Below are 13,330 nucleotides of genomic sequence, written 5' to 3'. Positions count from 1 at the left end.
AACAATGACCTCCTACTCTTTTGTATCTTTCTTATTTAAATTAGAGTTCTTCATTCCATACGCGAAGTAGATCAAGATCCCGACTACAAACCATACTAAAGAATACACTTTTGCTTGTTCACCTAACCCTAAAAAGACGATCAATGATCCAATAAATCCCAAAGCAGGCATCACTGGATACCACGGCATCTTAAACCCTGGCTCCGGTAGATCATGTCCCTCACGTGGACGAAGCCTATAAATACCTAGCGAAACAAACATAAACGCGATCAGTGTTCCGGCCGAGATCAACTGTGACAAAGTGACGAATGGCAAGAATGCACCAATGATCACAGCGATCGTTGTCACGAAAAACAAAGCATGGTTAGGCAAGTTATTCTTGTTCAATTGGCCCAACCACTTAGGCAACATACCATCACGACCGAAAGAATATAACAAACGTGAACCTGCCAACATCATTCCGATCAAAGCAGTGAACATTCCGACTACAGCAATAGTTGAAACAACCGTTGCAACGAGCGGATGTCCTGCATGGCGCAAAGCCCAACCGACCGGTTCAGCATTGTTAGCATAGTTGGAATACTTAAACATCCCGACCAAGACCAAAGCCACAGCAACAAACAAGGTCACAGCGATCACTAAAGAACCCAAGATGCCGCGTGGCATTGTTTTAGAAGGATTTTTTGCCTCGGCTGCATTTGAAGCAATAGAATCAAAACCAACATATGACAAAAAGATCGAAGAAACTCCTGCGTAGATCCCTTGCCAACCACCGAAAGCAGAACCATCAGGATTTGCGTGATATTTAGGGATAAACGGTACATAATTTTCACCTTTGATAGCAGTTGCCCCGACGACCAAGAAAACTATAACGGCTATAACTTTCAATACTACTAAGATATTTTCTACACGGGCAGCTTGTGATGCACCACGTGATAAAATAAAGGCCACTATTAACATTGATACGACAGCAAGCAAGTCGAACCAACCGCCATTAGTTCCCATAGTATTAGAAAGCTGCTTTGGTAACTCGACACCAAGCGGAGAAAGCAACCCACGCAAGTTGGCCGACAATCCTGATCCAACAAAGGCAACAGCAATAAAGTACTCCGCTAGTAAGGCCCAGCCTGCGATCCAACCAAAGCCTTCCCCAAAAACAACGTTGATCCATGAATAAGCTGAACCAGCAAAAGGCATAGTAGAAGACATTTCTGCGTACGCGAAAGCTACCAATGCAGCAACCACAGCTGCGGCCAAAAAGGAAAGTGCAACTGCTGGACCAGCATGTTCAGCAGCAACGACCCCCGGTAACGTGAAAATCGAAGTTGACACGATCGTGCCTACACCAAGAGCCAGAAAATCCTTGACCTCCAAAACTTGCATCAGATGTTTATCCTTACTCTTATATACTTCCGGATCTTCCTTTCGTGTCATCTTCTTCCAGATATTAGCCATATGTTTTCCTCCCATAACTATGTAATATTTTAGAATGCTTAAATACAGTGAAAATTTTTTTCATAGAAAACAAAAAACGCCCTACGAAACTGCTAAGTTCCATAGGGCGTTTTGTCGCGGTACCACCTATCTTCATCCCACCGACTACGTGAGATCTTAAAAATGTCGCAACTAGTGCAACATTTATCCGGATAATGGTGGATAACCATCAAAAGTTACTAAAAATTTCACTTCCACTGTTCAGAGGTGAGATATCAACGACCTGTCTAGTTTCTCTCAGCAAAAAAACTTCTCTGTCTTATTCATAGTCACTGACGATCCTCTTCAACACATTTTCATCCTAATTTAATTATAAACTAATTTAACCCCACACTATTGTAAAGTCAAGCACCTTTTTAATTTAGATAAAACGTATTTAAAAATATGAATTGACTAATGGTATTAACAAATTACCACATTGACAATAAGATGAGCCTTTTTCACATTTAAAATAAATAATCTTAACTATCTTTATTCCATTTTACTGTGAAATTTACATTGCTGACAAATCCATGTTTGCATTTATCGATGAAACATTTCTGAAAAAAGTCTTACACGAGTCATTTTTTTCTGGTAATATGATCACATTGCGCCAAAAAGCAGTCTAGCAATTTTTAGGCAAAAAACGATAGTTAGTTTGTAATTATTCTTGTCTATATTCATTGTTTTAACTCTTAGAATTACGAGACTGCGCTACATTATTTCATTAAGATACTACTTAGTAGTATGTATTTTCAGAAAAGAGAGGTTTTTTTAGTGGAATTATCAGAAACACAGCCAAATGAATTGCAAAAGCCACAAGTCGAGGTCAAGCGTCCTTGGATGGCGATGGCCGGTATGATGATCGGGGCTTTCGTTGGTATGTTATCAGAAACATCATTAAACATTGCACTTCCAAGTTTAATGAATACTTTTGGGTTAGAGGCAAGCGCTGCACAATGGCTCGTTACGGGTTATATGTTAGTCATCGGGATTATTTTACCCTTCTCAAGTTTGATCACCAAATGGTTCACTACTCGTCAAATCGTTATTTTTGGGCTAGTAGATTTCATCACAGGTGCCGTAATTTCAGCACTTGCTCCTAATTTTGGCGTCTTGTTAGTCGGTCGAATGATCCAGGGTATCGCAACTGGTTTGATACTACCATTGATGTTTACGGTAGCAATGACAGTTTTCCCTCCTTATAAACTCGGGACTGCTATGGGGATGTGTGCTTTAGTCATCATGTTTGCCCCCGCCGTTGGTCCTACAGTCACTGGATTGATTTTAGGTAAATTGTCATGGAACTGGATTTTTTGGTTCTTTGTACCATTTTTAGCGATCGCATTGATCTTAAGTTTAGTCGGTCTAGAAAATGTGGGTAAAGTTACCAAACCACATGTTGACGTTTTATCCCTGCTTGAATCGATCGTTGCCTTCTCCTGTTTAGTAATGGGAGCAAGTTTTGCTTCGAGCCTCGGCTGGACTTCACCAATTGTTTTAGGAATGTTGATCGTAGGTGTGTTAGTACTCGCAGCATATGTTCATCGGCAACTAAATATTGAAGCGCCAGTTTTAAATTTGAGTGTTTTCGCTAAGTCTTCTTTTGCCAAAGGTACTGCATGTGTCATGATCGATTTTGCGATCATCTTGTCTTCAATGTACTTATTGCCTCAATACATTCAACGCGGGATGTTACTGGCTGTTGCTCTAACAGGTATCATTATGTTACCTGGCGGTATAATTAATGCCATAACTTCAGCATTCGCTGGACGTTTGTATGACGCTATTGGAGCAAAAAAGCCGGCAACGTTAGGATTTTTGATCGCCGCTATTGGAACAGTAATGTTACTTTTTGCTACGAAAGATTCATCGATCGCCTACGTTATCACTGCACACGTGATCTTAATGATCGGCTGTCCTTTAGCTATGTCTCCTTCACAAACGCATGCTTTAAATTCACTCGAAGGTGTACAGTCGGCCGATGGGAGTACGATCTTAAATACTCTTCAACAAGTGATCGGTGCAATTGCCACAGCTTTAGCAACTAGTTTTTTGGCATTGGGTCAAAATGCTTATTCAGGTGTTAATGCTGCAGCTTCATTTACAAACGGAGCTCACTATGGTTTCTTCTTCACCCTTGTTTTGACGATCGTAGGAATGATCATTGCACTATCCTTTAAGGATCAGAAAAATAAATAAAACACATAAAGTTGAAATAACTTGCTAGTAAGATATAAAGCAATCAAGTTATTTCAACTTTTTTGTTTACTTTTTAAGTTGTGGGGTTTAGTTTATTCATTGAAAAGATGCTTGTCACGTTTGATAACAATAGCAAAAGAAGTGTGTAAAATGTCAGATGAAGAAAATAAAAGTTTCAAGAAACTAAAGGAGCCGATCCATGGCTACTGCCCCCGTTGTGGCAAACCGATGCAGATCAGTTACGGCTGGAATTCTTGTCCGAACTGCCATATGATATTTCAATCGAATTTCAAATGATAAGCCGGAGTTACTTTGCCAGAGTTGGATCAGCTTTTTTGTTTGCGGTCATTACTTTACAGGACTTCTAACCGTATTTCTATTTATGGTTACTACTTCCGTAAACTTTTAACCGCTTTATAGGTTGCGGTTATTACTTTGCTATAGTTATAGTCACATTCTTTAACCAGGATCAAATTTATTCCTTTAAAAGATACATAACAAGCTCCTAACTACTTCATTCAAAATGGAGTAGCTAGGAGCTTGTTATTATAATACTCACTTAAGACAAGGACGCACCACTAGTTGCATCAATATTCGCTTGTTTGATTGCAGGATCTGTCGTTGAGTCTTCAGAAACTGAGGCGCCACTTACAGCGTCTTCACCTACACCAGCTTGTTCCAAGAAATAACTAAATGGTTTCAAACCTTGTGCCTGGTATTTTTCTACGAAAGCATCAATGTCTTCTTGAGAAGATGTCGCTGGGTCTAAAAACATGTGCTGTGTAGTAAACGGCATTTCATGAGTAAACTTGATATCGATCAAAACAGGAGCTTCTGTTTGAGCAGCTGATTTCATAGCGTTTTTGAAATCATCCAAAGTCTTAACCGTGTATGTCTCACAACCCAAGCCTTTAGCTGCAGTTGCCCAATCTGTAGCTTGAATGTCAACGCCGGATAGTGGCTGTTCACTATCGTCACGTTGTTCTGCTTCTATAAAGCCAAGTGTTTCGTTACTGAAAACAATGTTAACAATGTGCAAGCCATACTTCACTTGTGTCAACAGTTCTTCCATTAACATTGCGAATCCGCCATCACCACTCAAACTGTAAACATCGCGATGTGGGTATTCGATCTTAGCAGCTATTGAAGCTGGCAAGCCATAACCCATAGTTGCGTACTGACCAGAAGTGGTCCACTTTTGATCAGCATGAATGTCAACCAAACGTTCAAAGTTAATGTTGACATTACCAACGTCGACGGCAAATACAGCCTTATCACTAGCAGTCTTGTTGATCACATCAAATACTGGTTCAGGACGCAACGGAACTTCTTCGCTATCCTTAAAGCTATCTTGCCAGTCGACCCAGTTTTGCTTGTTTGCAACAGCTGCATTATAGAATGGTCTGTCCTCAACTTTGTCGCCAGCTTCAACCAAGGCAGCCAAAGCTTTTTTAGCATCTGCCAAAACAGGAACATCCACCGAATGGCGTTTCCCGATCTTCTCATTGTCGACATCGATTTGGACCATTTTAGCTGACTTGTTGAACAAGTACAAACTAAATGGTGAGTCTGTACCGACCCAAACTATCAAATCAGTAGCGAAGCCCAATTCTGCACCCGGTTTTGGAGCCACCCGACCCGATGAACCAAGATATGCAGGGTACTTCTCTTCAAGAATACCTTTAGCTAAAACAGAGGAGATCATTGGCATCTTGTATTTTTCAGACAATGCTTTTAACTCTTCAGCTGCATGTTTTGCACCGATACCAAAATAAATAATTGGGTTTTCTGCTTCTTTGATCAATTTAGCTGCTTCTGCGATCTTATCTGCCTGTGGTTCTGGATAAAGAGGAGTCACATGGTTCTTAGCATTTGAGACATAGGTATCAGGGATCGAAGCCCAACCAAAATCCTTAGGAATAGTTACGACCGCAACGCCACTGTGCTTATATGCCTGGCGGATAGCTTCATCGACCATGCCTGGCAAGCTTTCAGCAGACATCGCTGTTTTGTTCCAAACGGCGACATCATCGAAAATCGGTTCTTCGTTTATAGCTTGGAAGAAATCGATGTTCATTTTCTTCGAAGGGACCTGTGCAACGATCGCCAAAAGCGGCGTATGATCATGTTTGGCGTCATATAACCCATTCATCAAGTGAACGGCGCCAGGGCCTGCAGATCCAAAACAAACACCAATTTTGCCTGTTAATTTAGAATCAGCAGAAGCGGCCAAAGAACCGGCCTCTTCATGGCGAACTTGGATAAACTTCATTTTGTTACTTTGGTTATACAAAGCGTTCATTGTTGAATCAAACGAACCACCCGGATAACCATAAATATGATCGACACCCCACTCTTCAATAACTTTTAAAACTGCATCTGAACCGCTGATCATTTCAGTCATAAAAACATCTCTCTTTCATACTATGACATTAAAACATGCACTTGATAAAGTTCTGATAAACATACTATAAACAGTTTGTCTTTACACTAGCTAAACAAGCCAGCGCTTTCATTAACCATGAATAATGATAATTCGTTTTTACACAAACAACAATGACATTTTTATTGTTGCTTAGGTACTCATTTCCTAGATTAAAGATAATTCCATCTATTAAACGAGCATTATGTTTTGCGCTATCATTATTAAACCAGACTTCCTTAGTTTCTTTTTGATACTTTAAAAACAAAATATTTCCACTTAAAAATAACAAAAAAGGCTTCGTTAAAAGTGCTACATTGTACACAATGCTATTTTGCCAAAAGTTTTGCACGCATTTTTGCGGGTGAGTCATTGTAGTGCTCCTTAAACTTTTTGTAGAAGAAAGATTTGGAAGTGTAACCTACAAAATTAACAATATCATTGATCGTATATGCAGGATTTTTCAGAAGTTCAGTTGCCTGTTGCATCCGTTCATTTTCTACCAGCTCTTTATATGAATAGCCTGTATTCTGTTTAAGTTCGGTAGATAAATAGCTTGGATTATAGCCAAAAAAACGTCCCATTGAACTTAAAGAAATATTTTGAAAATTCTTCTCAATATAGTTGATAAAATCTGAGATCTGATATTTAGATTGAAAGTCGACCTTCTCCGAATCAACATAACAATCATTCTCCAATAACAAAAGAACTAATATTGCAAGTAAGTGTGACACTTTATCGCAATACAACAGCTTTGGCTCAACATATTCTATTAAAATGCGATCGATAAGGAAGCTTGAATTATCTACTTTTGGGGCATTAAAAATGACATAATGTTTCGTACTATATGCGCAAATTATCTTACTTATTAAACCGGTCACAGATGACCGCGTGTTATATATATTCTCCAAAAAATGCTTGAATTCAAACGATGTATCCATATTGATCCGGACTAAAACATCGCCCCAATGCAGTGGCGATAATGTATATTCTGTATCTTCATCGAAAAAAATGAAGTTGCCGCCTGCAAGCGAGAATTCCTTATTTGGAGTCTTGAATAATATCTTCCCACTAAAAACAAATAAAATTTCTGGTCCTTCGGTATGGTGTTGATGCTCTCTATGCCCATCAGTCTTCTCGATTTTCACAGTCATTCTGGGGCTTTTGGCACTGATCTTACTCTTCGTTTTGAGTACAAAATCGTCTTGCCCAGGAAACTGATCTTGAATCATCAGCTGTTTAAAAACATATTCCCCTATTGTCGTTTGATCCATTTTTTGCAATCTCCCTACTTTTTCAAAAGACTTAGCGAACTACTTTAAGCCAAACTTTTTGTTAAATTTTGAGCAAGGATCCTTATAAATACGAAGGTGCCCATTTCCTAGAACTATCCACCTTTATTCTATACACTTAGGTATATTGTTACAAGTAGTAAGTGCTTACTGACTCTCAACATTCTATTTGGGCCGTATAAAACAAAAAAGATCGTTGTTCTTCCCAAAGTAAGAAGCAACGATCAGTTCACCTTAATGCGTTAAAATATCAAGATTTCAATTAGTCAAATTTAGCAGCGAATTCACTAAATGACTTGGCTGCGCCAGCTAAGAACTCTTTTGTTCCTTCATTAGTGATATTACCTTCATCATCAGCTAAATTGGCTGTGTTACCAATGTATAATTCGGGTTGTTGCATAGTTGGCATATCCAAGAATACCAATGATTGACGCAATGAGTGATGTGCCAATACACCGGAGATAGCTGAAATTGATTGTGAAGCAACCAAAGCAGGCTTGCCAGCCCAAACGTTTTGACCATATGGGCGTGAAGCAACGTCCAAAGCATTCTTCAAAGCAGCTGGAATGTTACGATTATGTTCTGGTGTGACAAAGATAAATGCATCTTGGTCTTTAACATCCTGACGGAACTTTTCATATACTGCTGGAGAGTCTTGATCATAGTCTTCGCTATATAAAGGAAGGTCTGCGATATTTAAAAAGTTTACCTCTGAGCCTTCTGGTAAACCAGCGGCAATTGCCTCAGCGACGCCTTTTGAATAAGAATTCTTACGAATTGAACCTACAATTACACCATATTTCGTCATATTTATTATCTCCTTTTCTTACTAAAAGTAACTAAATTCTCAATAAATTCATCCTACCACTTTACTTACAAAAAGCAAGTAAACTTTCAGAATTTATTTGCATCAACTATGCTACTACAGAAAAAAGCGCAGTTATCAGCTTAGTAATCGCTCACATATTAAAGATAACATTTTCCAGTCAAAGGCTGCAAATATTGTATCCTTATACAAAAAAGACCGACAAACATGCCAGCCCAATATTTTATATCCAATTTTAATGCCTTACCTGATCTTAAGCCGTAAAATTAATCCCCAACTTCACCTAAGATCTTGACCTCGATCTGTTTTTTTATTTTTTCCGCTTGGATCGGGTCACTATCTTCATATAGCTTGATAGCTTTTTGCAAAATATCCATATCTTGTTGGTCAAATGAAAAGTCCAAGTCAAACTCCTGCCAACTATTGGCGATACCTTCATTGAAACGTTGGATCACAGAATTATCATCATTGACGTATAGGTCATAATCTGGGAACTCTGCTAATAAACGGTATCCTTCCAAATCATCTTCATAACTGGGATTCATAATGATCAATTCCCTTCCTGCAGTAAAAGTGAATAACATTAAAATTTACCACAAAGAGTTTTAAACTATACCCCTTAGTTTAACAGATTCAGATAAATTTTGCTCGAATATCAAAAAATTTTTTCTAGGGATACTATTTAACTATAGCTCACCATAAAAGTGCGTGTTTAGCTGTAAATAATCAACTCGCTCGAGCGGCGTACTAAACTTCTGGTCCGTAAGCAGGTGAGAAATGTTGATGGTTCGCGCTCCTGGAGCCGGTCCATTTGTTAACCCAATAATTCTCACCCATAAATACGCCCGTAAAATATCTGCAACGGCATCCATGATCTGGGTATTTTTTTCGACCTGATCGGCAGTAGTTGGCAAATTATATTCACGTAAAACGTATTGGTAGATAGCTGGATACACACGAAAATTAAATACATGCTCACTCGACGATTCATCCTGCTCAAAAAACAAATCATTCATGTGAAGCAATTGCTGGTAAATACCGTTTAATTCTAAATTAAAATTTGTCAGTTCATTTTGAGACATTTTTCTGAGACCACGTAACTGCCTTTTACTTAACGGTTGTTTGATAGTGCCATTGCTTTGTAAATTTTGCTGGTTAGGCTCATTGATCAATAATAAAACCTCATCTGGCTGAAATTTTCTGTCACCTTTAGCCAAACGTAACTCATCATCTGAGGTCAATACAAGAATAAAATCGTTAGCGTAATTTAGACCATTTTGTTGCAAAAATGTGAAGATCATCGCATCATCATAATTAGCTATTCTTTTTTGCCCCTTGATCACCTCGCTCAAAAAATCAAGAGGCTGATAATCGTCTAGCCAGGGAAATTGACGTGAACTAAAAGTATTTAAAGGCATTTTTACACCTCATTTTCAAATTGAATAATCCTTTAAAGCTAAAATTTTCATATTTTTAGGTTCCTGCCGGATAAGCTGCTTTATCAAAGGTACTTGGTTGTCGTACCTTTTTTGTTCTTTCTCATTGTAATTATTTATAAAGATGACCTGCCGCTGTTTTAATTTCTGCTGATAAGCGACCAAGTCCGACCGATCAAAACAAAAGTCGCTGATAATAATATGCACTGTTTCAGCAGTTTCGAAAATATCCCGAAAAACCGGCCGCAGATCTGTACCACTACTTGGAAATCGGCTCAATTGCTGCTTAAGTTTGACAAAATCACGGCCAAAGTAATGCCTGCCCGCTCTAAAGTGAACTTCCTCTCCTAAATCATTAGCGAATAAACGTACCAATAAAGACTGATCCTGCGCTACTGACTCTTCGATCACAGACAAGACCTTAGACAGTTGCTTAGTTGAGATCGAACCAGAAACATCAAGATAAACGCAAATCGCGGTGCGATAATTCTTTTTCCGTGCAATATGAGCCATATCCAACCTGTCGGGAAAAGCATAGTGACGCCGGTACCACTCTATTTTAGAATCAACTGTCAAATCTTTGCGTAACTTGCGTAACTTAAGCCGTAAAGGCGGCAATGGCCGGCTCTTAACCAGCCGATATTCAAGCTGTTTTAACTGCCCACCTGATTTAGAATAGTCAATTTCTGGGAACTCGATCTGAGCTTCTCTAAAAGCTTCATTTGTCACTGATAACAGGTTCCTAGCCATCTGATCAGCGCGGTTTTTTAACTGACTTTCTGCTGAATTGGCTAATTGATCAAAAAATCGTTGATTTATTTCAAAGATCTCTCCACTGCTTAATCCGACCTTGCCTCCACCTCCAGCACTAGCAGGTCGTGTTCCTGATGTTGTTTGCTGCTGTTGTTGACTGCTATTCTCTTTAACAGCATTTTGATTGGCTTCTTTTTGCGCTTCCTCTTTTTGCGCTCGAGGTGGCAAATGTGGGGAATAAGAAGTCTGGCTCATTTTCTCTAATAGATTTAGAACTATAATTTTTTGTTTTACTAACAAAATTGTATTGTCACTTAAGAAAGACTCGATCCTCTGATAACCAAAAGAATGCACTTGTTCTTTTTCTGTTTCAAACCCACTCTGACGTACAGCAAGGTTCAAGGAATCAGCATCGGATTTTGTTGCCAAATTTTGAGCGATAACTTGGGTGGAACACAATGCTTGAGAACCACCAAACATGACCTTTGGACCCAAATCATTTAAAAGTGAACTGTTAATATTGAAATCAGCAATAATACTATCCAAATCACCACTACTTAAAACAGGAAAACCTAAGACCGTAACTTCTGGATGATCTGCAAAAAAAGCAGCTGCTTGTTGATTTTTATTTGGCGCTCCCGGAACATAGCCAGGTTGAGTCAATAAATCTCCACGCAAAATGTGTCGTGCTTCATGTAATAAAAAAGTTAGTACAGCATGCTCGCCTTTTTTCTGATCTTGTGGACCATCAAAATAAGCTAGACATAAAGCTAATAAATTACTAGGTGAATAAAACAAAAAATTACCACTATCAGCCTGTTCAAAAGCGAAGTGCTTATTATTTTCAAAAATCTGGTCTGGCCCAAGCAAAGAAACCGCACACGGTGCAGCCATCGCCGGACTTTCCGTATAAACCGGAGTTAAAGCAGCCAAAATATTTAACTCAGGGGCGATCTTAGACATCTCGATCTCAGGATCTTTTTTTATCAAAAGCGGCAATGCGCTTAAATAGGAGCGCCAAACTAAAGGCTCAAACGGATCCGCCAGAACATCGGCAAAAGTAGCAATTGCTCCAGAATGCTTGATCTGTTCCGTGCTGGAAACTTTTTCCCGTGATTCCTGCACGGTTTTGAGATACTGATCTGTTGAAGAATTCTTTTGATACTCAAACCAATGCTCATTTGTTCGCTGACAAAAATCCGCAAATTTATTCTGTAATTCTTCTTCCTTCAAATAATGCTTAGGCTGTATTTTCAGTACGCGTTGATCCAACAAATTCAATGAATAATCAGCTTTTAACACTCTTAATTCTTCATGGGTGAAAATACTATGCGCACTTTCTATGGCCGCACGCTGATAACAAGCAGTCCTAACGTATTGAGGAAAAATATTATCAAAATACAAAATTGCTTCTTCTTTATCTCTCAGTTGCACGTCAAAAGCACCACCTTTCCACTCACTTTTTATCGCTTGTTTCTACTCATTTTCTTAGGACAGCTACTCATGGCAGAAGATTACCCTAACCCACTCCCGCACTACAATGCCAAAGACGCATTATAGTACGGAAGTATGTTATGCTCATCTTCTAAACGCCGTGATCCGCTCACTTTTCTTAGGACAGCTGCACATGGCAGAAGATTCCGCCTAACCCACTCCCGCACTACAATGCCAAAGACGCATTATAGTATGGAAGTATGTTATGCTCATCTCCTAAACGCGTTGCTCCACTCACTATATATTGTTTACCGACATTTCCATTATCAATTGCACAAAACGTGGATCTTTTCTCAAATATAAATTTGTTTGTGTATATCTTTCCTGCAAGACTCCTGTTTCAACCTGCGTGTGTATAAACCTCGCTATCGCTGTTTGGTCATTTGTTTGCAAATAATCCAAAAACGTTTGAACATATCCACGTTGCTTATCACTTTGCAGGTCTTGTTCAACTGGTCGCAATGCTGAACTAAAAAATGCTACCTTTCTTCCGGTTGACAGCTCAGCAAACTTGGCTTGGTCTGGTTTTTCTAACAAAGAAAAAATATCCAGAGGATTTCCGGTAGTTAAATATGTCAAAAACTGCTCGCCACAATCATTACCGACCATCGAAAACACAGCTGCTCGCAATAATACTGGATCATTTTTGATTGCAGGATCAGCAAGAAAACTAGACAGACGCGTCCAAGAACGTGGTGTCGCGCCTGTTCCATCAGCACTTTTAGCTGGTTGATAAAGCAATTCTTTTTGTTCGTTATATGACTTGCTTCCAATAAAATCCACGACCTCTGGGGCAACCTCATTAGTATACGCCCAGTCCAGCCATTCTTTAGGCTCCAACTGGATAAAAAGCGGATTGATCCTATCTCTAGTGGCTGTGTCCAATTCGTTCACATCATTTTCGATCATTTCATCATCTGAAAAGATATTTTCAGCCGTATTACCTGCTCCGATCACAAAAACATTCGCTGGCAAACTGTTACCTGGCAACCGATTTTCCAATAACAACTGCATGATCGTTTGCTTCATAAATTCATCGCCACGGTTAAATTCATCCAAAAACAAAAAATGTGGTGTTGTAGGATCACTCAATGCGTGTTCCTTTAATTCTTTGATACTTGCATTTAAAGCATGCAATACTTGTGCTGTTTGAGTTTCTTCGTCAACGTGTGAAATTGGCATCGACAATGAACCGCCGAATTCAGCATTAATATCGATCACACAAATGTGTTGCGGATCACCAACCATTTCCTTGATCCCTTGAGTTTTTCCAATACCCGGCAGCGAATACAGGACAAACGTATGCTTGTCAGTTGGTTTATTTGCCATGATCTCCTTCATTTGAAAATCCGTATCGAATTTGATCAACCGTAAAGCTGTATTTAATGAAATAAAATTCTGCTGTGTTCTCTCTTCTGCCATTTTCTACTCA

The 13,330-nt window shown here is 39.1% G+C and carries 11 protein-coding genes; 2 read left to right on the top strand and 9 right to left on the bottom strand.

Features of this window, described 5'->3' with window-relative positions; all coding sequences use genetic code 11:
• Nucleotides 1-12: 12 nt before the first annotated feature.
• On the bottom strand, nucleotides 13-1,455 hold the full coding sequence (locus AC3XNE_RS05255; RefSeq protein ID WP_489833260.1) for an APC family permease: 1,443 nt from the start codon (nucleotides 1,453-1,455) through the stop codon (nucleotides 13-15).
• A gap of 765 nt (nucleotides 1,456-2,220) precedes the next feature.
• On the opposite strand from AC3XNE_RS05255, the gene AC3XNE_RS05250 reads away from it, so the two are divergent.
• Complete coding sequence (locus AC3XNE_RS05250) at nucleotides 2,221-3,675, top strand: DHA2 family efflux MFS transporter permease subunit (RefSeq protein ID WP_489833259.1); 1,455 nt, start codon at nucleotides 2,221-2,223, stop codon at nucleotides 3,673-3,675.
• Nucleotides 3,676-3,825: 150 nt separating this feature from the next.
• Nucleotides 3,826-3,972, top strand: coding sequence for a 50S ribosomal protein L4 (locus AC3XNE_RS05245; RefSeq protein WP_489833258.1), 147 nt, complete (start codon nucleotides 3,826-3,828; stop codon nucleotides 3,970-3,972).
• Between the two features lie 262 nt (nucleotides 3,973-4,234).
• Here the strand turns inward: AC3XNE_RS05245 and spxB are convergent, their stop codons facing one another.
• From spxB to AC3XNE_RS05205, 8 genes are all read right to left on the bottom strand, one after another.
• Complete coding sequence (gene spxB, locus AC3XNE_RS05240; RefSeq protein WP_489833257.1) at nucleotides 4,235-6,079, bottom strand: pyruvate oxidase; 1,845 nt, start codon at nucleotides 6,077-6,079, stop codon at nucleotides 4,235-4,237.
• Nucleotides 6,080-6,143: 64 nt separating this feature from the next.
• Nucleotides 6,144-6,470 carry a hypothetical protein gene (locus AC3XNE_RS05235; protein ID WP_489833256.1) on the bottom strand — a complete coding sequence of 109 codons (327 nt, stop codon included), beginning with the start codon at nucleotides 6,468-6,470 and terminating at the stop codon, nucleotides 6,144-6,146.
• Nucleotides 6,427-7,371, bottom strand: coding sequence for a helix-turn-helix domain-containing protein (locus AC3XNE_RS05230; RefSeq protein ID WP_489833255.1), 945 nt, complete (start codon nucleotides 7,369-7,371; stop codon nucleotides 6,427-6,429). Before AC3XNE_RS05230 ends, AC3XNE_RS05235 begins: the two co-directional genes overlap by 44 nt.
• Nucleotides 7,372-7,651: 280 nt before the next feature.
• Nucleotides 7,652-8,197 (bottom strand): NADPH-dependent FMN reductase, encoded by a 546-nt coding sequence (locus AC3XNE_RS05225; RefSeq protein WP_489833254.1) that lies wholly within the window; start codon nucleotides 8,195-8,197, stop codon nucleotides 7,652-7,654.
• 284 nt (nucleotides 8,198-8,481) lie between these two features.
• Nucleotides 8,482-8,799: a hypothetical protein gene (locus AC3XNE_RS05220; protein WP_489833253.1), complete on the bottom strand. Its 318-nt coding sequence runs from the start codon at nucleotides 8,797-8,799 to the stop codon at nucleotides 8,482-8,484.
• A gap of 102 nt (nucleotides 8,800-8,901) precedes the next feature.
• Entirely contained in the window at nucleotides 8,902-9,633 is a 732-nt protein-coding gene (locus AC3XNE_RS05215) for a hypothetical protein (RefSeq protein WP_489833252.1), read from the bottom strand.
• Nucleotides 9,634-9,648: 15 nt separating this feature from the next.
• Nucleotides 9,649-11,838, bottom strand: coding sequence for a hypothetical protein (locus AC3XNE_RS05210; protein WP_489833250.1), 2,190 nt, complete (start codon nucleotides 11,836-11,838; stop codon nucleotides 9,649-9,651).
• A 297-nt stretch (nucleotides 11,839-12,135) separates the two neighbouring features.
• Nucleotides 12,136-13,320 carry an ATPase gene (locus tag AC3XNE_RS05205; RefSeq protein ID WP_489833249.1) on the bottom strand — a complete coding sequence of 395 codons (1,185 nt, stop codon included), beginning with the start codon at nucleotides 13,318-13,320 and terminating at the stop codon, nucleotides 12,136-12,138.
• Nucleotides 13,321-13,330: the final 10 nt, after the last annotated feature.

The organism is Ligilactobacillus sp. JN-6 (Y).1 (assembly GCF_058111525.1).
This window is presented reverse-complemented; position numbering and strand designations above follow the sequence as displayed.

Bases quoted from the DNA above. Each gene is read 5' to 3' on its own strand.
- AC3XNE_RS05220 (WP_489833253.1), bottom strand. From the start codon at position 8,799: ATGTTATTCACTTTTACTGCAGGAAGGGAATTGATCATTATGAATCCC.
- AC3XNE_RS05235 (WP_489833256.1), bottom strand. From the start codon at position 6,470: ATGACTCACCCGCAAAAATGCGTGCAAAACTTTTGGCAAAATAGCATT.
- AC3XNE_RS05245 (WP_489833258.1), top strand. From the start codon at position 3,826: ATGTCAGATGAAGAAAATAAAAGTTTCAAGAAACTAAAGGAGCCGATC.
- AC3XNE_RS05225 (WP_489833254.1), bottom strand. From the start codon at position 8,197: ATGACGAAATATGGTGTAATTGTAGGTTCAATTCGTAAGAATTCTTAT.
- AC3XNE_RS05205 (WP_489833249.1), bottom strand. From the start codon at position 13,320: ATGGCAGAAGAGAGAACACAGCAGAATTTTATTTCATTAAATACAGCT.
- AC3XNE_RS05255 (WP_489833260.1), bottom strand. From the start codon at position 1,455: ATGGCTAATATCTGGAAGAAGATGACACGAAAGGAAGATCCGGAAGTA.
- AC3XNE_RS05250 (WP_489833259.1), top strand. From the start codon at position 2,221: ATGTATTTTCAGAAAAGAGAGGTTTTTTTAGTGGAATTATCAGAAACA.
- AC3XNE_RS05230 (WP_489833255.1), bottom strand. From the start codon at position 7,371: ATGGATCAAACGACAATAGGGGAATATGTTTTTAAACAGCTGATGATT.
- AC3XNE_RS05215 (WP_489833252.1), bottom strand. From the start codon at position 9,633: ATGCCTTTAAATACTTTTAGTTCACGTCAATTTCCCTGGCTAGACGAT.
- spxB (WP_489833257.1), bottom strand. From the start codon at position 6,079: ATGACTGAAATGATCAGCGGTTCAGATGCAGTTTTAAAAGTTATTGAA.